General features: G+C 40.2%; 23 protein-coding genes. 13 read left to right on the forward strand and 10 right to left on the reverse strand.

Going from position 1 to position 20342, the window contains the following annotated elements:
* The first annotated feature begins 24 nt into the window (after nt 1-24).
* Both SU86_RS00210 and SU86_RS00215 read left to right on the forward strand, forming a co-directional pair.
* Nucleotides 25-1038 (forward strand): lysylphosphatidylglycerol synthase transmembrane domain-containing protein, encoded by a 1014-nt coding sequence (locus SU86_RS00210; RefSeq protein WP_048186697.1) that lies wholly within the window; start codon nt 25-27, stop codon nt 1036-1038.
* A 36-nt stretch (nt 1039-1074) separates the two neighbouring features.
* Nucleotides 1075-1860 (forward strand): SDR family oxidoreductase, encoded by a 786-nt coding sequence (locus SU86_RS00215; RefSeq protein WP_048186699.1) that lies wholly within the window; start codon nt 1075-1077, stop codon nt 1858-1860.
* Between the two features lie 145 nt (nt 1861-2005).
* On the opposite strand, the gene SU86_RS10005 is transcribed toward SU86_RS00215, so the two are convergent.
* The 4 genes from SU86_RS10005 to SU86_RS00235 all read right to left on the reverse strand — a co-directional run bounded on the left by SU86_RS10005 (nt 2006) and on the right by SU86_RS00235 (nt 5096).
* Complete coding sequence (locus tag SU86_RS10005; RefSeq protein WP_236687702.1) at nt 2006-2257, reverse strand: hypothetical protein; 252 nt, start codon at nt 2255-2257, stop codon at nt 2006-2008.
* A gap of 13 nt (nt 2258-2270) precedes the next feature.
* A complete protein-coding gene (locus tag SU86_RS00225; RefSeq protein ID WP_082096261.1) occupies nt 2271-2558 on the reverse strand; it encodes a hypothetical protein in 288 nt (95 codons plus the stop codon).
* 164 nt (nt 2559-2722) lie between these two features.
* Nucleotides 2723-3943, reverse strand: a complete 1221-nt coding sequence (locus tag SU86_RS00230; RefSeq protein WP_048186703.1) for a glycosyl transferase — start codon at nt 3941-3943, stop codon at nt 2723-2725.
* A gap of 31 nt (nt 3944-3974) precedes the next feature.
* Nucleotides 3975-5096, reverse strand: coding sequence for a THUMP domain-containing protein (locus tag SU86_RS00235; protein ID WP_048186705.1), 1122 nt, complete (start codon nt 5094-5096; stop codon nt 3975-3977).
* 86 nt (nt 5097-5182) lie between these two features.
* Between SU86_RS00235 and SU86_RS00240 the strand changes: the two genes are divergently transcribed.
* Genes SU86_RS00240 through SU86_RS00250 form a run of 3 tightly spaced genes read left to right on the forward strand, consistent with a single transcriptional unit; the run spans nt 5183 to nt 7685 of the window.
* Nucleotides 5183-5896: a phosphoadenylyl-sulfate reductase gene (locus SU86_RS00240; RefSeq protein ID WP_048186707.1), complete on the forward strand. Its 714-nt coding sequence runs from the start codon at nt 5183-5185 to the stop codon at nt 5894-5896.
* Nucleotides 5893-7023 carry a sulfate adenylyltransferase gene (gene sat / locus SU86_RS00245; protein ID WP_048186709.1) on the forward strand — a complete coding sequence of 377 codons (1131 nt, stop codon included), beginning with the start codon at nt 5893-5895 and terminating at the stop codon, nt 7021-7023. Before SU86_RS00240 ends, sat begins: the two co-directional genes overlap by 4 nt.
* Nucleotides 7020-7685, forward strand: coding sequence for a hypothetical protein (locus SU86_RS00250; RefSeq protein ID WP_048186711.1), 666 nt, complete (start codon nt 7020-7022; stop codon nt 7683-7685). The genes sat and SU86_RS00250 overlap by 4 nt, the downstream gene beginning before the upstream one ends.
* Here SU86_RS00250 and SU86_RS00255 read toward each other — a convergent pair.
* Nucleotides 7666-8319, reverse strand: a complete 654-nt coding sequence (locus SU86_RS00255; RefSeq protein ID WP_048188961.1) for an endonuclease III domain-containing protein — start codon at nt 8317-8319, stop codon at nt 7666-7668. The two genes, SU86_RS00250 and SU86_RS00255, sit on opposite strands and share 20 nt — an antisense overlap.
* A gap of 72 nt (nt 8320-8391) precedes the next feature.
* On the opposite strand from SU86_RS00255, the gene SU86_RS00260 reads away from it, so the two are divergent.
* Both SU86_RS00260 and SU86_RS00265 read left to right on the forward strand, forming a co-directional pair.
* Nucleotides 8392-9543, forward strand: coding sequence for an aconitase X (locus tag SU86_RS00260; protein ID WP_048186712.1), 1152 nt, complete (start codon nt 8392-8394; stop codon nt 9541-9543).
* Nucleotides 9540-9914, forward strand: a complete 375-nt coding sequence (locus SU86_RS00265) for an aconitase X swivel domain-containing protein (RefSeq protein ID WP_048186714.1) — start codon at nt 9540-9542, stop codon at nt 9912-9914. The genes SU86_RS00260 and SU86_RS00265 overlap by 4 nt, the downstream gene beginning before the upstream one ends.
* Here the strand turns inward: SU86_RS00265 and SU86_RS00270 are convergent.
* Genes SU86_RS00270 through rqcH form a run of 3 tightly spaced genes read right to left on the reverse strand, consistent with a single transcriptional unit; the run spans nt 9909 to nt 12889 of the window.
* Nucleotides 9909-10514: a TIGR00296 family protein gene (locus tag SU86_RS00270; protein WP_048186716.1), complete on the reverse strand. Its 606-nt coding sequence runs from the start codon at nt 10512-10514 to the stop codon at nt 9909-9911. The two genes, SU86_RS00265 and SU86_RS00270, sit on opposite strands and share 6 nt — an antisense overlap.
* A complete protein-coding gene (locus tag SU86_RS00275; RefSeq protein ID WP_048186718.1) occupies nt 10501-10944 on the reverse strand; it encodes a Mut7-C RNAse domain-containing protein in 444 nt (147 codons plus the stop codon). The genes SU86_RS00270 and SU86_RS00275 overlap by 14 nt, the downstream gene beginning before the upstream one ends.
* A gap of 16 nt (nt 10945-10960) precedes the next feature.
* Complete coding sequence (gene rqcH / locus SU86_RS00280) at nt 10961-12889, reverse strand: ribosome rescue protein RqcH (protein ID WP_048186720.1); 1929 nt, start codon at nt 12887-12889, stop codon at nt 10961-10963.
* Between the two features lie 96 nt (nt 12890-12985).
* Between rqcH and SU86_RS00285 the strand changes: the two genes are divergently transcribed.
* Genes SU86_RS00285 through cobM form a run of 4 tightly spaced genes read left to right on the forward strand, consistent with a single transcriptional unit; the run spans nt 12986 to nt 15515 of the window.
* Nucleotides 12986-13402: a hypothetical protein gene (locus SU86_RS00285; RefSeq protein WP_148550681.1), complete on the forward strand. Its 417-nt coding sequence runs from the start codon at nt 12986-12988 to the stop codon at nt 13400-13402.
* Nucleotide 13403: 1 nt separating this feature from the next.
* Nucleotides 13404-13994, forward strand: coding sequence for a precorrin-6Y C5,15-methyltransferase (decarboxylating) subunit CbiT (cbiT, locus tag SU86_RS00290; protein ID WP_048186723.1), 591 nt, complete (start codon nt 13404-13406; stop codon nt 13992-13994).
* Between the two features lie 35 nt (nt 13995-14029).
* Nucleotides 14030-14752 (forward strand): precorrin-2 C(20)-methyltransferase, encoded by a 723-nt coding sequence (gene cobI / locus SU86_RS00295; RefSeq protein WP_048186725.1) that lies wholly within the window; start codon nt 14030-14032, stop codon nt 14750-14752.
* Nucleotides 14745-15515, forward strand: coding sequence for a precorrin-4 C(11)-methyltransferase (cobM, locus tag SU86_RS00300; RefSeq protein WP_048186727.1), 771 nt, complete (start codon nt 14745-14747; stop codon nt 15513-15515). Before cobI ends, cobM begins: the two co-directional genes overlap by 8 nt.
* Before the next feature lie 52 nt (nt 15516-15567).
* Here cobM and SU86_RS00305 read toward each other — a convergent pair whose 3' ends face one another.
* Complete coding sequence (locus SU86_RS00305) at nt 15568-16299, reverse strand: hypothetical protein (protein ID WP_048186729.1); 732 nt, start codon at nt 16297-16299, stop codon at nt 15568-15570.
* Nucleotides 16300-16413: 114 nt separating this feature from the next.
* Between SU86_RS00305 and SU86_RS00310 the strand changes: the two genes are divergently transcribed.
* Entirely contained in the window at nt 16414-17169 is a 756-nt protein-coding gene (locus SU86_RS00310) for a hypothetical protein (RefSeq protein WP_048186731.1), read from the forward strand.
* 702 nt (nt 17170-17871) lie between these two features.
* On the opposite strand, the gene SU86_RS00315 is transcribed toward SU86_RS00310, so the two are convergent.
* Nucleotides 17872-18522, reverse strand: a complete 651-nt coding sequence (locus SU86_RS00315; protein WP_048186733.1) for a Snf7 family protein — start codon at nt 18520-18522, stop codon at nt 17872-17874.
* Nucleotides 18523-18629: 107 nt separating this feature from the next.
* On the opposite strand from SU86_RS00315, the gene SU86_RS00320 reads away from it, so the two are divergent.
* Nucleotides 18630-19397 (forward strand): glutamate racemase, encoded by a 768-nt coding sequence (locus SU86_RS00320; protein WP_048186735.1) that lies wholly within the window; start codon nt 18630-18632, stop codon nt 19395-19397.
* Nucleotides 19398-20342: the final 945 nt, after the last annotated feature.

The following is a 20342-nucleotide window of genomic DNA, read 5'->3' on the forward strand; positions in this document are numbered from 1 at the left end:
TGATTCAATTAGAAACCTGCTAAAATGAAATGGCGAATTGTTGCATTTGCAGCTAGCCTTATTCCGTTTCTAATAATTGCAATATCCTTTGATGTAAAGCCAGAAGATGTTTTCGCAGTTGGAATCATAAATTTTGTTGCCGCATTTGCCGCAATGATGGGAAAACTATTCCTGCAGGGAATAAAATTCCACTACATCATAGGCGTCTTTCATGGAAAGATAGAGTCGCTTTGGAGGACAATTTTTGTGCGAATTGGATCCGAGTTTGTAACCATGACCACACCAATGTTTGTTGGAGGCGAAGTGGTTCGAATCTATTGGATGAACAAGCGCGGCATGCCGACATCAAAGGCATCTTGGCTTGGAATATTTGAGATTGTAACAGAGGTTTTGGCAGCCAGTGCTTTATCCCTGATTGCAGGTGTTGTTGCCATTGTAAGCGGGCATATCGTAATTGGTGTAATTGTTCTTGGTACTACAATACCTGTTGTAGGATTGTGGTCCGGCTTGTTCCTTTTGACTGCCAAGCGAGACTTTCAGGTTCCCAAGTTTTGTGTAAATTTAGTATTAAAGTTCCGCAAGGAAAAGGGTCAGCAATATTTGGACAAGACAAACCAATGGATGACTGACATTTGTGCAATGACTAGGCAAAACATTCGCGCCCCACACGCCAAAAAGGCATTTGTAATATCATTTTTGATCTCATTATTATCATGGTTAGTCTTTGGAATTTCTTTCATGCTAATTTCATTTGGAAGCGAACAAACCGTAACTGCAATAGAATCAATTTTGGCTGTGATGGCAGGAAACGCAATTGGTAACATGCCAATTACGGTCGGAGGATCAGGTCTTGTAGAATTTGGTACATGGGCGTATCTTTCACACCTAGATGAATTCAAGCTCGAGTTGCCCAGTGATAGCGTAGAGTGGGACAGCATCATTGCGTGGAGAATTGCAACGTACCAGCTGCCAATTCCGATTGCATGGTTTTTGCTAATGAAGATGGCATTACGAAAATATCAAAAGCCAGCCGAATAGAAACCAACTTATCATCACCAAATAATCTCACAAAACATGCCACTCAAAGACAAAATAGTTGTCATAACTGGCGCATCAAGTGGAATTGGCAAGGCAGCTGCCATTGAATTTGCAAAAAAAGGTGCAAAGCTAGCCATAATCTCCAGAAGAAAGGAAAAGCTAGAAGAACTACAAAAATCACTTGCACAGTTCAGCACAGAAGTCTTGGTCTGTCCATGTGATGTATCTGATAAAGAGTCTGTCAAAAAAATGTCTGATGCAGTTTTAGAAAAGTTTGGCAAAATAGACATTTTGGTAAACAATGCGGGATTTGCCATTTATGGTACAGTAGCAAACCTTACCATTGAGCAAATTGAATCACAAATGCAGACTAATTATTTTGGCATGATATATTGCACAAAAAACTTTCTTCCCATATTACAACAACAAAACTCTGGACACATCGTAAATGTGGCATCCGTTGCAGCCTCCTTTGGCTTGCCGGGAATTGCTCCATACTGCGCATCAAAGTTTGCCATGCTTGGCTTTTCTGAAGGACTAAAGCACGAGCTAAGGGGCACAAAGATTGGAGTGACTGTTGTTAGTCCCATTATGGTTAGAACTAATTTCTTTGATCACGAATCTTTCGCAAAAATGCCGAAATATTCACCAACATCACTTGATCCAAAAACTGTGGCAAATGCAATCATTAGGGCATCAGAGTCATCACGCCTTGAAATCATAGTGCCAGGTATAGTGCGAATTGGAGTCTGGCTCAAGCACACCATTCCATTTGTGATAAATCCTATAATGGGTGCGGCATTTAGAAAACTGCAAAAATAGTTCTATTCTTCGGAATCGCCAGACATGTCATCCGATGCAACATCCATCAATGTCAGCTTTTGCAGCTCAAACTGATAAATTGCCGCCATTTCAATTTCTTTTTCCTTTTTTAGGAATTCTATTGTCTTTTTTGCAAGCGGTGCCCTTACATACTGATTCCAAACTCATACACAACGCCGGTCTGGCACTCGGATGCCTTGACATTTTTTGGCAGATCCAGCGTTACGATGTGACGTCCGTCTTCTACTGCCTCATACAACTGTGCATCAATTTTTTTATCAGACTCGTAAATTTCTAAAATATATCCCATCCTGATTAGCGGTTCAGGTTTTGCGAATTTTGCGTTTTTTATGTCATCTAATACCCAGTCTGGGAGCTCGTCCTTCTTTTTGACCAAGAATCATTACCACCTAGACTTTGTCTTTTTTGCTTTTTTGCCACCAGTCCAAATAATCATAGTGCTTGTCCTCTTTGGTGGGGTCTCGTCTGTTTACCTTTTCTCGAATGTCGCCTACCTGCTCGCGTGTGGCGTATAGGCCACATCTTTTACAGATGTAATGCTTTGTTACTGGGTCGAATTTCATAGGAATCTCAATTTGCTCGATTAGCTTTTGGAGTCCTTCTTGGCTTCCTTCGGCAGCCTCTCGCTCAATTACTGCCTTGCGTTCTCTTGCTACACATTCTGGGCAATTAACCAATGAGTTTGCCAGAGAATTTTTCCATAAAAGCGTTCGCACTGGCATGATGAAATAGTATGGTAAGATCTGGTACGCGGATTATGTCATCATCCCTTTCGGTCATTTCGCCCATCGAAATACCGCGTACCAGACTATTTTGGAATGATCAAAAAAGCTATTATCTCTTATCTTGACTCGAGCATTTCTGCAGCTAGCTTGGCAGTAGTCCTAGCACCATTTGCAACAAAATTAGCTTGGAATTGTTTTATGGATTCCTCAAAATTGTTGTAGTTTGTCCTTAGATGTGTTATTGCAGAGACGACCTGCTTTGTCTTTTTTGCAGAAACTCCCAGTCCGTGCTCTTGCACCCACTGGATCTGGTTTGTCTGCTCATCATATACGGGAATGCCAATGATTGGCTTGCCCTTGATACCAATTATCTCACCCATTACTGTGTGGGATCCATTGATCACGGCATAGTCACACTGTTCTAGTGTGCTTTCCTTTTCAGACTCTGATAAAAATCCAACATCAATCTGAATCCAGTCGATTTTCTTTTCTAGTGCCTCTGAGATGGAATAGTTTTTGCCGTCCTTTCCTTTTACACTATCAATTGATGGATCTGCCGTGGCATGAGAGATGATTCGCTTTTCGTTTTTCATTTGCTCTGTTCTGAATGCATCTTCGTACTTTCTGCCAGTAATGCTGTTTGTAGACTTGTTGCCGGTTCGCATCCAATAGCCAAACTTGTTCCCACTGATTAATTGCTCAAGATCTGTTTTTGTACGAGTTATTTTTTTGTCCGATGCAAAATGTCCGGCATAGATTACTTTTTTCTTTATTTTTTCTGGAAAATTCAGATTATATTCACATATGGTATATGGAGGTGGGGAATCTGCAACTATGATTTTTGTTGCCTTGGCAATCTGTTTTGCAACAAATAACACTCCAGGATAAAAGTAAAATCTTGACTTCCAAAGTCTTGGCCTGAACTGGTTTGTGATGAATATTGATGGAATGTTTCTGTTTTTTGCCAAAATGTTTGGGCCCATATCGCCATCATTAATGACCAGATCAAATTTCTGTGAATCAAACAGTTGGCGCTCTTTTCTCAAATAGCTAGTAACTTGGCTGACCACCGATGGATGGCCCTTTATCGGCAATAGCGTGTTTACCATTGACAAGAACACATCAGGACCATATTTTCCGTCAATTGGTGTAGGCATGAGCATTTCGTGGACGTTTTCTTGGGGGAATCTTTTGAGTAGTTTTTGGTAAATCTCTTCCTTGCTGGAAAAGTGAGCCTCATATTCTTTGATAAAGTTGGGAAGCTCCTCATTTAGTGACATCATTCGGGAATAGTGTCCGTTTCCCCACGAATAGATGAACTGGCCTATCTTTTTCACAGTAACACATCAAAGCGAGTGCAATAAATTTTCAGTGCTTTATGGAATCCAAAATGTCATGAATGTTATTTGGGCCCAGCTTTATCGTTATGGACTGATGAGTCTTTATCGCACTTTGCGCCATGCTGGTTTGATCAATTTTTGCCTGCGTGAATTTTAATGCCCCAAATTTTTCTATTTTGTGCAGATATTTGCCAAGGCCTATCTCCTTTGCAGTCTCTATTATGGAGTGGTCCAGGCCTGCAAGTACAATCCATGGTGTGAGCTTGTTTTTTACTATGATATTCAGGTTTTGCTCAATTAGCCAGGCAGGAAATGCAAGCGGAGATAGTGAAAGGCCGATTTTGCCAATGTGCAGCTTTTTTGCCATCTTGCACAAGATTTCAGTTACAAGCAGGGTCTTTTGTTGAATTGTCCTTGCAGTGTCTTGTTTGATTGGTATTTTAATAAAGTCTAGTGTGACATTTTGGCTTAGCATTCTTGGAATTATTCTATTTGTGATCTTGACTAGCTCCATCAAATTTGAATCCGTATTATAGCAAACCACAATCCTGACATCAAATCCCTGTTTGATTACCTCAAGGCATGATATTGCAGATATCTCATCATACACACAACACAAGACTTGTTGTTCCTGTGAATTGTACGGAATTCCACCATGGCCTTTTTCCAAAAATATGGAAACATATGCATTTTTCTCAGTCAAATAACAATGAATCAGCTTGTCATGTTTTTGCTCGGTGCCTGGCCTGCACTCCATGTCAACTACTTTATCAATCAGTGATGAGGTGCCAGCAATCTCTACATCTTTTGGCAAATAACCAGAGGCACGGCCCTCCACTTTGACATAAAATGTTTCTCCTTTTAGCAAAAGGTTGGCGCCAATCTTTCCAATTGATGAAACCACGATATTGAACTTGTTCTCAACTCGTCTGGCGATAGAGACCTGTTCTATCCCAAATAACAGATTGATAGCAGATGATGCAAAGACAGGATCGTTTGCATCTATTATTATGAGATCATCGTCTGTCGTAATTTTGCTATATTGCTGATTCTGAATTTTTAGAATTTTTTTGATGTTTGATACTAGCAGAGTCTTCTTGTTTTTGGCAAAAATTGACGGAAAAACAACCACGAATGCAAGCTCGTTCATTTTTTCTCATGAATAAAGCCGGCTTATAATTCTGATATGCCAGACCTCCAAATAATTATAAGACAAATTCCGGCCATCAGAGATGATTGTACACACAAGAACAAATTGACAAGATAAACCTCTCACTAAAAACGCCCGAGGACGCACTAAGATGGGCATATGATACATTTGGCGACAAAATAGCAAAAGCCTCAAGCTTTGGCCCAGAAGACAGCGTAGTTACAGACATGATAATCAAGGTAAACCCAAAGGCCAGATTCTTCACACTAGATACGGGCAGACTAAACCAGGAAACATATGATGTGATGGATGCAATATCTAAAAAATACAAGATCAACTTTGAGGTAATGTTCCCAGACACCACACAAGTAGAGCAAATGGTCCGCACAAAGGGCATCAATCTCTTCTATGACAGCGTAGATAACAGAAAGCTTTGCTGTGAAATACGAAAGGTACGACCGCTAAACAAGATTCTCTCAACCCTTGATGCTTGGGTCACTGGACTAAGAAAGGACCAAAACGAGAATCGCTCCAAGGCAGCAATGGTGGAAATTGATAAGCTTCACGGCGGAATAGTCAAGATAAATCCGATCATTGACTGGAGTTGGGACCAAGTACTATCATACATCAAGGAGAAAAACCTACCATACAACAAGTTGCTCGATCAGGGATACCCCAGCATCGGCTGTGAGCCATGCACCAGGGCAATCAAGCCGGGGGAGGATCTAAGAGCAGGAAGATGGTGGTGGGAATCTGATACACATAAAGAGTGTGGCCTACACATGGATCACAAGACATGAACCCAATCAAAGCACACGGCGGCAAGCTGGTAAATAGAATCGCACAAAAAAATACAGCCGGAATGTTTTCCATTTCTATTTCAGAAGATCTGGCAAACGATGTTGAAAATATAGCAGATGGAATCTTTAGCCCACTGGAAGGATTTCTGGTAAAAGCAGATTTTGATGGAGTCATATCCAAAGGAAGATTAGCAAACGATCTACCATGGACCGTACCTATTGTATTGAATGTGGACAAGGAAACTGCACAAAAGGCAAAGGACGCAGGCGATGTTGCACTAAAGACAACACACGGGGAATTTGCCGTACTACATGTGGAAGAGACATACACCTTTGATAAAACCAAGACATCCCAGGCAGTGTACGGCACAACCGATATAGCTCATCCGGGTGTTGCAAAGACCAATTCCATGAAGGAATATCTGATTGGCGGCAAAATTGACTATACCAAAAGGCCAGGAGACGATCCAATCCGAAAATACCGACTCACACCAACTCAGACAAGACAGGCATTCTCAGATGCCGGCTGGAAGAGCATAGCTGCATTTCAGACAAGAAATCCGCCACACGTAGCGCATGAAATGCTACAAAAGGAATCCTTTCTTTCATGTGATGGAGTTTTTGTAAATCCACTGATTGGCAAGAAAAAATCTGGTGACTTTGTCGATGAAGTAATACTAGAATCATACATTGCCATGATTAACAACTATTATCCAAAAAATAGGTGCTCACTAGCTACCCTGCACACCGAGATGCGCTATGCAGGACCAAAGGAGGCAATCCACCACGCAATAATGAGACAAAACTATGGTTGCACCAATATCATAATAGGTCGAGATCATGCAGGGGTTGGAAAATATTATTCACCATTTGCCGCACAAGAAATTTTCTCTGACTATCCAGATCTAGACATCAAGCCATTGTTTTTCCCGGCATTTTATTACTGTAAAAAATGCCTTGCATTTACAAACGAGCGAGCATGTCCACACTCACCAGACTTTCATGAACAAATTAGCGGAACCAAGCTTCGATCCATTATTGATGAGGGCCAGTCTCCATCAGAATACATCATGAGGCCCGAAGTAGTCAAGGTAATCCAGTCATACAAAAAACCGTTTGTAGAATGAAACTTTTGATTTTATTATTTCTTGTAGGCCTGATAATACCTGTTTATGCACAGGAATACGCAAATCCTTCACTATTGCTGGAAACAATCAGCGTTTCTCCACAGGACTTTAACAAAGTACGAGAGGACGCAAAAATAATACCATTAAAGGCCGAGCACCCAGTATCTTGGCAAATTACAATACAAAACGATCTGCTGTATGCAAACCCAAACGGCAATGCCATACTAAGATTGTATGACGTAAACATAGAGAACAAGTTTGTAGAAATTGGGATGGGCAGCCCACCTGAGCGAAAGTTCTGGGTTGCGCTAAACTTTCCAGAGGAAGGCTATCTTCCTGCAACACGAATCGACAAAAATGGCTGGTTTGATGGCGCCAAAATAATTGCAGGATACGGAGATGCACAAGGAATCACGGTAAATAATGGCCAAAGAATTGTAGTCAGCGGCATTGATCTGAAAAATTTTGTAGTTGGTAGCTATTCAGTATATGGAATGAATGAACCAACGGATCCTCCAGCAATAAACTCTGGCACATTCATAGTAGATGTTTTGTCTGGTGATGCATCAAAGAATCCATTCCATTACTATCCGTTCTTTGTGGCAGGCGGTGTTGGTGCGCTGATTGGATTTTTATTACTAACTAAACGTCGCGCTTCGTAGAATAATATTTACAGAATTTTTTAATTTTACAAACGTCACACATTGGAGAGATTGGCTTGCAGATGTTTTGGCCATACATGACAAACGTGTCATTGATTCGAAGCCAATATTTTTTTGGAATCTTTGATACTAGTTCTTCTTCTGTCTGCTCTGGCGTCTTTGTCTCTACCAGGCCCAACCGATTTGATATTCGATGCACATGAATGTCAACTGGGATGGCGGGCTTTTCAAACGCATAAACCAAAACACAGTTTGCCGTCTTTCTTCCAACTCCTGGCAGACTGATCAATTGATCCATATTTTTTGGCACCATTCCCTTGTATTGGGCGTGAATTATCTTTGCAACATCAATGATTCGTCTTGCCTTTACGTGGTAGAACCCAATGGAGTGGATTATTTTTTCAACGTTCTTTACTTTGGCGCCTGCCAGCTCTTTTGCTGTTTTGTAGCGCAAAAACAATGATTTCACTACCCTTGCAGTGTTCTCATCCTTTGTTCTGGCAGACAAAATTGTTCCAATCAGTATGGCAAATGGATCTCCATTTTCCGATTCGCGCAGCTCTCTTAGTGCAGTCATTCTTGGTGGCTTGACAGAATTCATCGTATCCATCATGCCAGAAAGAATTCGCTCCATTGTTTTTGATGTGATGATTCCAAATAATAATCCTGCAAGAAGTATTTTAGTGCCAAGCCATACAATCACACCATGGAGCTGACAAGGGAAGAAGAGCTTGCACTAAAGGGAGAGTTTGGAGAAACACTGCAAACTGCATACCGAATTTTGGTTGCAACAGGCGAGGCAACAAATGCACAAAAGCTGGTTCCAATCAAGTGGGCGCATCTTTCTGGCGTGAACTATAACACAATAGGTGATGCAGGAGAGGAATTTTTGTCCAAGCTATCACAGGATGCCAAAGTAAAGGTAATGACTACGGTAAACCCGATGGGGTTTGACTTTGATAGTGTTTCAAGGTATAATTTGTCTGATGAATTCATTCTAAAACAAAAAAGCATTGCGGACTCTTACAAAAAAATGGGAGTCATTCCATCTTTTTCCTGCATTCCATATGAAATATTTGATCTTCCGCAAAAAGGAACGCAGGTCTCATTTGCAGAATCCAATGCGGCAATCTATGCAAATTCAATTGGTAATCTTAAAACAAACAAGGAAAGCGCATTTTCCGCCCTTGCAAGTGCACTGACTGGCAAGAGCCCATACTCTGATCTGAGAATCGATGATACGCCAAACCTAACCATTCAAATGAAGGTGCAAAACCCGAACGAGCTTGCATTTGGGATGCTTGGATATTTTGCAGGCAAAATAGCAGACAATGCAGTAAATCTCTCCGGTGTGTCAGGCATGGATAGGCGCAAATGCAAGGCACTCTGTGGTGGAATGGGAACCTCTGGGAGATGTGGCAAGTTCATCCTAGGTGAGCAGACAGGCTCGGAAAAAATTGATTTTGATAAAAAAGAGATGCAAAAAATACACGATGAGCTAAACACTGCCGACAAGGGAGACATCATAACTCTGGGTAGCCCACAGCTTGGACTCTCAGAGATGGCAGACCTTTCCATGATGCTAAAGGGCAGAGAATTCTCAAAGCGTTGCATGGTTTTTTGCCCAAGAACAGTGCAAGAGCAGGCCAGAACCCTTGGATACACCAACGAAATAGAGCATGCTGGATGCGAGATACTATCTGATTGCTGCACGTGTCTTTCACCGCTAATTGACAAGGATGAATTTGATTCCGTTACGACAAATTCCATCAAGGGAGCATACTATCTGAACAACTCAAACGGCGTTGGCGTGAACCTAAAGCCACTATCACAAATCATATCTGATGAGACAAAATGAAAGTTATAGTTTCAGGAAGAGCACAAGGCAAAATACTAAAAACAAACACGCCGATTAATTTTCTGGGAACTGTCGACAAAAAAACTGGAACCATCCATGACTCAAAGCACGACTTGTATAACATACCAATGAAGGATTCCATCCTTGTTTTTCCAAACGGAGTTGGAAGCAGTGTCGGTGCATACACGATTTATTCAATAAAATCAAACTATTCTGCGCCGTCTGCGATGATCTGCAAAAAAGTTGATCTCACAGTTGCATCTGGGTGTGCACTAGCAAACATACCACTAGTGATTGCGACTGATCAGGAATATGATAAATTGCAAAATGGAACCAATCTAATACTGGATACTGATTCTGGTATGCTATAGCTTTTCCCGTATTATCATGCCGTTTGGTTTTTCTTCTTTGAAGATTATTCCCTCAAATGAAAATACTTGAGTGCCTTTTTCCTTCCAGCAGCTTGAGGGCAGGCCTGCCTTTTGACACGTATGTTCCAGGAATTTTTCCTCACTCCATCCATATTCCACTGGTACCTGAGGCAAGAGCAGACCAGAGTGATACCCCTGTTTTATGATCAGACCGTCCCGCCCTACTTTGATTTTTGATAGTAATTCTTGCGGATCATCAACTGTGATCTCAGCTGGTGGAGTAAGAATGGTAACCTCAAATGTTATGCTGTCAAGCTCGTGTGGTTCTACTGGAGAAAACCTTGGATCCTCGGTTGCTGCAGCAATTGCTGCCTCTGGCAGTGCTTGGGATAGCTTTTTTGGCAGGGGAAATCCAATGCAACCGCGAAGATCATCATTTGAGTTTAGTGTGACAAAAATCCCAACATCAAATGATAATTTTGATTCCACATCTTTGTCTAGTCTTGGTTTATGACCGGACCTGAGAAACTCTGTAACTATTTTTCTTGCAGTAGAAACTAGGAATTTGCCATCCTCATCTGAAATATCATAGCGTGTCATTGATTTCTGCGATTAATCTTTCCAAGTTTCTAATATGAGTTCCCACCCAATAGATGTGAGAGCATTTATCGCATTGCCAAAACTCTTGCACAGACTCGGCTACTTTTGGCGGAATAATTCCAATTATATCTTGTTTTGATGTTTTTTGCAATATACCATTACATATGGAACATCTGGGATTGTCCAATGTTAGCTTTTTCCAGCTCATCTTACGTGTAATCTCTACTAGTTGTTCCTTTTCGGTAATGGTGAAAATCTGAATTGTTGGTATGTCTTGGTTTGCGGCCTTGGCTACAAGAATGTAATCCTTTGTTATTATGATTCTATTTTCTTTTTTGGCAGATGTGATAAGATCATCATCGTTGATTGTGTTATAATAATGCGTGTCAAATCCAAGCATTCGAAGCTTTTTTGCAATCGTTCCAAGCATCGAGTCTACAATAAATCTAGGGGGATTCAACTTTGGTGTTACCTGTCTCTGTTATGTGGCTCTCGCCTGCAGGCAGGGCACGCACAAAATCATCAATGTCAAACTGTTTTGCAATGTCTTCTTGCAGTTTGATAAATTCCACACGCAATCTCTTTGCAGTGTCGGTAATGTCTGATCCACCAGGCTCAATCACTGCATAACAGATGCAGATCTTTTTTACCGGCTCTGGTGGGCCGCACATTATCAAATATCGCTCATCATGGTACAGTATGCCCACTGCCAGTCTCAAATTGTTTGCCTTGATGAAATTTCGATGGCCTTCCAGAACAAAGGATCCCCTTGAGAGGAATTGGCCGCTTGGAGCTCCCTTTCTGACTTGGTCTGGGTTTATCCAGTATGCACTCATGCCATGCATTGCCTCTCGCCATGCGCGACTAAAGCAGACAGTTGCCTGCGCTACTTCATTTAGCGAGTCAAACGGCAATGACTCTGGAATATCTTTTACTACAAAAAATGGCGAACCAAAGATCTCTGCATGAAAGACCTTGTCGTTTTTGCCAAGCTGTTTTCGTATTATTGCAGAATTTGATGACGAGTCCCTGCCGCCAATAGCTAGCAGGCCATCCGATGTGAAAAACCACCTATATCGCTCAAACCACTCTTTTTTCTTAAATTCTGTAAAGAAAACTGCCTTTTTGTTTTCCTGCGCTTGTGATTTGAGCTTGTCAATTTCTTTTTGGTTTTTTCGCTTCAGTGCCTCAATTGACTCGATTGCAGATGATTGTTTTTTTGCCTCATTGTATAGTGTAGATGCTATTGCAGGAAATGATGACTCTGGTTTTATCTGGATTTTTTCGTCATTTATTTTCAAGAAAGGAACGCCCCGCTCTTTTACCAGCTCAGCACTTTGGGTTCTGAGAATTTCTGTGGCTGCAGGATCCGTTAGACTGGTTATTCCCTGGGAGGAAAATGTAAACAAAATCTTTGCCACATTAGAGATTTTTTCTGACTTTTCCTTTACCGATATGATGGCTTTGCCTTGCTCATCAATTCTTGATTGAAGATCAGCAATTTTCTTGTCTAGTGAGCCACTCCTTGTCTCTTTTCCCTTCTCTAGAATGATTTTTGAGAATATCTTGTCGAGTCCTTCCATAAAACTTGGAATTGATTCCTGCTCTGAATCTGGAATTGAGACCACAACTGGATACACATCCAAATTCTCACCAGATTTGACAATCACTGGCGTGTGATTGCCAGAGACAACATTCCCTGTTATGGTCTTGGCGGCACTCACTATACTGGAGATATCATCATCCGTGATGGACTGGCCATTTAGCTCCGAATTTATTTTGGCTGTTCGTAAAATCTCTTCTGCGTATTTTGTTGGCAAACCAAAAGTTCTGCCAAACCACTTTGCAATTGGGGTTGACACGGTTTTTAATTCTGCAAAATTGTCTGGTGTGATATCAAAGATGTTTAGGCCTTTTTGTGGTGGCGGAACATATGTAGAGCCAACATGTAATTCCCTGTGGCGAACCTCAATGGAATGAAGCAGTGCTAGTACCTTGAGGTCCTTGTTGCACAGCAAAATGTTTCCATCTCCAAAAAACTCGCAAATCAAGACAAACTCTTTGTCAAAGCCGGAAAATCTCAGATAAGCGATTCGCTCAACTCCAATTTGTTCTATTTTGTTTAGTTTTAGTCGCAAAAGATCATCACGCAGGCGCTTTACCAACTTGTTTGGCTCTAGCGCCTCAATTTTGATGCCAGTAAACCATATTCCGATTGATGATACTACCAAGAACAAATCCGGCTTTTCCGGATGGTGTAACTTGAATAGAATGCTGTTTTGGTTTATGGAATAAATGTTATTGACGTAATAGTCGCTGGTCTGGTCTGATATTTCTTTGACCAAAAATGCAAGTTCGATTCCAGCTAGTCCCACAACAATTCACTGATCTCACAAACATACCCTCACTAATGAACTGAGTGTGACCAAACATTTTAAACCCGACACAATAGAGTCATCGTAGAAATTTCATTGAAGCACCCAAAGAAAAAGGCGCCAGACTCTGATGAGCCAACAAATAACACACCAGAGGTAGAACCGCCAGCAGACAGTCAGGACGACATCACACGACGAAAAAAACTATTGGACAAGCTGTTTTGGATTAGGGTAGGCATGGCAGCACTGGGAGGAATTGCAGCCACATTTTTGTTCGAGTCAATCGATGGTGAGGAAAGAAGATGGGCATCGATAATATTCATGATTATAGTGTTTGTTGCGTCTGCGATAATTGGCAAAGGCATGAAGATAGGACTGCCAAGATCTGATAGAAAGAAAATAGTCACAACTGGAATAGGCAGCTATGTGTTCATCTATTTGTTCATGTGGATTTTATCATATACTCTGGTACATTTGCCGACAACTGGCGCAATACCACTAAACCCAATTTAACATGTGGAATCACAAAACCCCGGGAATTCCAGATGAAGACTTTGAGAGAACAGAGGATGTTCCAATCACAAAGGAAGAGGCCCGAGTAATACAAATCAGCAAAGCAAGACTATCTGAAGGCGATATCACATATGACATTGGGTGCGGCAGTGGCTCCATAACAGTAGAGGCAAGCCTCCAAATAGGAAAGACGGGCAAGATCTATGCCATAGATGTGGACCCAAAGGCAATAGATCTCACAAAGAAAAACATTGCCAAGTTTGGCGTATCAAATGTTGATTTGATTCTATCTGATGCCAAGCAAAAGATTCCTGAGCTGCCATTGGCTGATGCTATCTTTGTTGGGGGAACAGGTGGAGACACCAAGGATATTGTTAGTATGTGTAATGACAAGCTAAAGCCCGGGGCAAGAATAGTAATTGGTGTTATTCTAATAGAGACACTATATGCTGTATTGGATGTAATATACAAGCTAGGACTAGCCGACATTGATATCACTCAGGTCACCATATCAAAAAGCAAAAAGACCAGTACTGGTACTATGATGCTTGCAAGAAATCCTGTGACAATAATTTCTGCAACAAAGACCTAGATTCGCTTTTAACTAGGAAAATTTTTTGATGTGTAATGTATGATTTGATTTGTGTTGGATGCGGGCCTGGAGATCCTGAGTTACTTACAGTAAAAGGAGTCAAGGCAATACAAAATGCTGATGTTATAGCATGCCCTACGGCAAAGGAGGACAAGCCAAGCATCGCACTTTCTGTGGTGGAATCACTCTTGGATAAATCAAAAATGCCTGAGATTGTGAATCTTGTGTTCCCAATGGTAAAGGACAAGGATACATTGGAATCCACATGGGAGAAAAACACCAAGATTTTGGCAAGCAAAGTTCTTGAGGGAAAAAAAGTAGTCTACCTGACAGTTGGCGATCCATATCTGTACAGCACCTGGATATACCTACATCGTGAGCTGCAAACAAAATATTCGCAGATCAAAATCAATGTCATACCAGGAATTGTTTCCATGTTTACATTTGCATCAAAGGCAGGAATTAGTCTTGCAGAGGGAGCAGAGACCATGGCAGTCATCCCGTCATGCTATGATTTATCGCGAGTCAAAGAAACTGCAAAAAATTGTGACACCATGATATTTCTCAAAGACGGCAGATACTTTGATCAGGTCATCAAATTACTAAAGGAATCTGGATTCTCTGATGATTCAATATTTGCAATAGGACAGGATTTGGGAACACCAAATGAAATAGTACGAAAGATGACTTTGGGTGAGGTAAATGAAAGCACAATGACTACAAAATATTTTTCCATAATGGTGGTAAAGCGTGTCTAGGGTTTACTTTGTTGGATGTGGGCCTGGTGATCCTGATCTCATAACGGTCAAGGCAAAAAAATTACTCCAAAAAGCAGACGTTGTGGTGTATTCTGGGTCACTGATTCCAGACCAGATTCTAAAAATGTGCAAAAAGGCCAAAATCCATGATGCTGCAGGACTTGTTCGCGAAGAAATCTTTGAGATTCTACAAAACAATGCCATGCAAGGAAAACTCATAATACGATTACACGATGGTGATCCTGCAATATATGGTGCAATACGAGAGCAGACAGACAATTTACAAAAGAATGGAATCGAGTCTGTAGTGGTTCCTGGTGTGACATCATTTCTGGCCTCTTCTGCTGCATTGGGATTGCAGCTTACACTACCTGGCATTACTCAAACCATAATCATAACTCGTGCAGAAAAACGCACCAAGGTGCCAAAGGCAGAACAGATTTCTGAATTGGCCAAGCACAAATCAACGATGATCTTCTATCTGAGCGTGCACTTGTTATCCGACATAGTAAAGGAGGCAATCAAGGGTGGATATGCCAAGACTACTCCTGCTGCCGTAGTGTATAGGGCAAGTTGGCCGGACCAGAAAATCATCACCGGCATCTTACAGGATATTACCAAAAAAGTCTGGGCGGAAAAAATTACGCGAACTGCCATTGTAATAATTGGTGATGTGATACAACCAAAATCATACGAGTTCTCCAAGCTGTATGACAAGACATTCAGTCATGGATATAGAAAGGCAAAGAGAAACCCACGATAATATTTCACAGTATTTGATGAATTAAAATAAAAAGAAAAAGGTGTTATTAGAACTAGCTTCCGCCAGTACCGAATGTGCTTGTTCCGCCTACATTAATTGTCCACTGAACAGTCAATGAATCATTTGCATTCAGAGAAATTCCACTGAACACTTGTTTTGCAAACATTCCATCTGTTTGGTGATTTGAGCCACCGTCAGTCATGTTGAACAAACCAGATTCATTTACAACTCTAGCTCCAACTGCATTATTTGTGAATGTGGCAGACATCACTACAGTTGCAGTACCTGCATTGGTAGACCCTGTAGAGTTACTCCAACCTGATAAACCAACATTACCAAACTTTCTTGCCATACCTGCATTCGCGGCAGTGCTGTTGTATGGGTTTCCAAGATTGGTGTCTGTAGGTAATGGAGCACCTGGTGTGTTACCTGCAATATAGCTGCTTGTAGTGTTTCCTATTGCAATCCATCTATATCCGGCAGTGTTTGCACCTGTACAAACATTGTTCCCTCCTGCAGCACCGCCTGCTGCTGCAAACAACATCTTCAATGTACAATTTTCTCCACCGTTCACAATTAGATTATCAGATTGTCTGTATCCAACTACATTGCCTGCGGAATCTTTGTGTATTGTAGTTACGTGACCTGTGATCAATCCTGTAGTAGTTGTACTAGCTTTAGAGACATTATTTGTTTCAATTAAGCCAAAAGAGGCTGCACCAAACAAACCTGCCACTACTGTTAGAGCAACACCAAGGATTAGTGTCGTAGTACCTAATTTCATTACACTAGATTCTCTGGTTGTTATATAAAGAAATTATGGAATTTTTTTGAACAAACTAGTTCCATTCTGGCACATTATGAAAACATTAGATAATAATGATATTTCTGTCCAAGTATGCGCACAATATCATATCTCTGCGTATTCTTGCTTATCTTTGAGTCTGGCTACGCCTTTGGATTTGAACCTATACCAATAACCATTTCTGGCATAATGGATAAAATAGTCTTTGATGGAAAATGGACGCATGAATATGAATGGAAGGCATCAAGTCTTAATACGTATGAATATGAAAATGATACTCAGATCGTTCTAAGAAGTGCACACCAGAATGATTTTGTCTATATTTTCTTGGATCCGATAACTGATTACTCACAAGATGATCTAGGTGACTATGCAATTGTTTGCTTTGATACTCAAAATAACAAGTCAGCAAAGCCAGATCTGGATGATCACTGCTTTATGGCCTACCTCAATGACAAACACAGCATTACATATCAAGGTGGACATGATTCGAAAAAAAACGGCTTGAGCAAAGTTGTAAATCATGAGGAGTTCATTGGAATAAGCACAATATCGGATGCAAACGACAGGTATACACCCATACCACACCCAAGCTATGAATTCCGAATACCGACTGATCTGATTGGAAGAAGCTCTGTTTATGGATTTTATTTTGAGGTATATGACAAAAATACGGACAAACTACACACATATCCGGAAAACAATTCTACCATACAAAACCCTGCAAGCTGGGGTGAGATCTATTCACCAGACAAATCTTTGCCTGAGTTTGATCTGCCCATGATTATGCTATTGCCATTACTTGGACTAGTAATAATCATGACAAAAAAGATACGACTGAAAAATTAGCCCTAGTCACAACGGCTTCATCAATCCAAATTCTTAATAAAAAATCACTCAATGTAAGAAATGCATTCGACTTTATTCGCATATTAGACAAGTTTCACGGAATAAAGTCGACGTTTCTCCTCTGAAAAATACTGGGCAAACCACTGCCGAGCTTTGGTGATCCTAATGGCAAAATACTGATTGTCTGGCTTGCACCTGTAACTCATGGCGGAAACAGAGCAGGAAGAATGTTTACTGATAATAGATCGTGGATTGGATGGCAAAAACACTATATGATAATAAATTAGCAACAAAGCCGACCGACCATGACATACATGATGGCTTTTTCTGATTGATTGGCTATGTTACAACCATAGTTAGGTGCGCGTCACCGAATGACAAGTCAACAAGGCAGAAGGTGCAAAACTGTTCAATATGCTTGGGAAAAGAGATGGAATATTTGCAAAATGTGTATGTCATTGTGTAGTTTGGAAGAATTGCGTTTGATGCTATATGTGGGATTTTAGCCATAAAAAAGGCAAAATTCTTTCATTGAAATGTGATAAAACTGGAAAAACACACTGTTTTGTCTAGCTATCATCCGAGCAGGCAAAACACCCAGACAGGTAGACTATGGGGTGAGTGGAATCAGATCTTTGTTCAAGCAAAAAAGCTTAACACAAGTAATTAAGAAAAACAAAAAGAAATTCGCCGATCAGAGCTTTACTCGTAAGTTGAGGAGCTTGATTGGGACGAAAGTCCAGAAGGTGAGGGAACTGATGGGAATCTGTCCCCGATTTGCTGTTCTGCAATTGCTGATGCCTCTTGGAGGATTTTTTCTGTCTCTTCGCTTGAAACATCGGATCCAACATTGAATGCATCGCCTGCCAGTGAGTCCATCATCAAACCGCTGAGTGTCTGTGTCATGGAGTTAAGCTCTGCATCTGCTTCTGGCATAAAGCGTCCAAGTGATGACTTGAGGCCCTTCATTGTCGACATTGCTGGACCTATTGCTACCATTGCATCACCAAGATCATGTATGGTGGTGAGGCGCAATTGTACTTGTTCTAATGCCATTCTTGCATTGCCTAGCATCTTTGTGACTTTGCGTATTTCAGCTAGTTCGTTTGATAAGACACGACTTGCACTTGTATCATGCTGTTGCATAGCAGCTACGATTCGTTTGAATAGTTGAGCGTCACGTTCGTGCAACTTGTTTAACATTGAATCCATTTTTGAGATTTGCAATTGCAGTTTGTTGACTGCGGTTTGAATTCTTGGTTTCAATGCACCCTGTGGCTTGACAGAGTCTCGAAGTTTGTCTGCCACACTTGCAGTTTCCTGACGTGCCCAATTTTTCTCGAAGCCGGTCATGCGGGATCGTTTATGATTTAATTCTTAATTGGGGTAGTGCAGAATAATCAACTATAGAGTAAATTTAGCTAACAAAGCGTAAATTCCAAGGGGGTGTACAGCTGATCATGGGCAAGATTGTAGTGTTTGATTCCGGATTAGGATCACTGTCTGTAATACAAGCAATTCGGAAAACCACCAAGGCAGACATTGTTTATTTTGCTGATCAGAAAAACTATCCATATGGAACAAAAAATACCAGAGAACTTGGGAAAATAATTGAATACACAATCCACACATTACAGGAAAAATTTAATCCAGACATCATAGTTGTTGGCTCTAATACCCCAACCGTTTTGTTTCCAGATCTGTTTACAAATGATACCATATTGGGAGTGTCTCCTCCCCTACCTGATGCCATAAAATACACCAAAACAGGATCTATTGCGGTTCTTGGAACTTTGGCTACAATAAATAGCAGACATCTAAACAATCAGATCACTAATACAATCCCAAAAAATATTTTGATAACTAAAATAGATTCTACGGAATTAATTGATCTTGTTGAAGCTGGGAAATTCCTTAATGATATAAAATATTGCAAAAGCAAAATAAAAAATGTTCTAAAAAATATTTTTTCTTTAAAAAAAATTGATGTTGCAACTCTATCCAGTACACATCTACCATTTCTTGACTCATTACTCAAAGAAATGTTTCCAAACATTCTTTTTTTGGATCCGGCCGTATCTGTTGCACAACAAATTCTAAAAAATAAAAAATTTCATCCATCACAAAAAAACTCATTGAACATCTATGCTTCAGGCAATGTAAAAAATCTCCAAACTAAGTTAGAAAAATTACAAATTAAAAATAAAATTCATCATCTAGAGTTTTGATCATATTTTTTGTTTGATCAAAAATCAAGCCCAAAATAATTTTTTTCCAAAAATATTTCTAGATCTCAGATCAAAAATAAAAACACCATTCTGGTATCGTTCTAGCTTGGTTTTGCCATACTGGCACTAGGTTTTTCTTCAAAATTCCTCATTGCTTATGTCAATTTTTTGCTGATCAATCACTGTAAATGTCAAGAAAAATCGAATCATCATTTGCTGATTTTCTAGTGTCGACAGCACTGTATTCCCAAAAATCAACTCTGATGTTTTCAAAAAAATCGGAGTGAAAAATTTGAATAATCTGAAATTAATTTCTGCAACTTTAGTTTTGGTACTTTTGATTTCATCCTTTTCATCATCATATGGAATAATTGAAAAATTTGAAAATCACGAAAAAACAGAATTAACTAACAATGTTCAACAAGTCAGATCGATAAACCCCTCATTCAACATATTGCTTAGCATTAATGATCCTACATTAAAAATTAAAAATCAAGAACTTGTTGTTGTCTTGCACAAAACTCCGACAGTATCCCGTAATTTGATCCTCCATGAAGGAATCATAGTTTCCAATGCAAAGGAAGACGGTAGCTCTATTGTATTGTTAAAACATGATTTCAATAAAGCTATACTTCAAAGAATTTTCAATGATCGGAAATATTTGCTTGATGATAGTATAGGTCTACCGTTATATTATGATACAGATACTCAGATATACAAGAGTATAGGTGCCTACCTATCTGACCAAATTCCTGAATTCCTTTTATTTAATTTTGATCAAAAAATTCTTGATCAGTTTTTAGTCTTACCATTACTGACTGATCGTCTGTCAGAAAAATCTGATCTTGATTATTTCTACAATATAAGGAACACTCTATTATCTGCCACTGGTACAGCTCTGCACCCATCTGGGCCATTGCTTATTTTATTTGCCTTTTCGGCATT

Origin of the sequence: Candidatus Nitrosotenuis cloacae (assembly GCF_000955905.1) — an archaeon.
Classification (GTDB): Archaea; Thermoproteota; Nitrososphaeria; order Nitrososphaerales; family Nitrosopumilaceae; genus Nitrosotenuis; species Nitrosotenuis cloacae.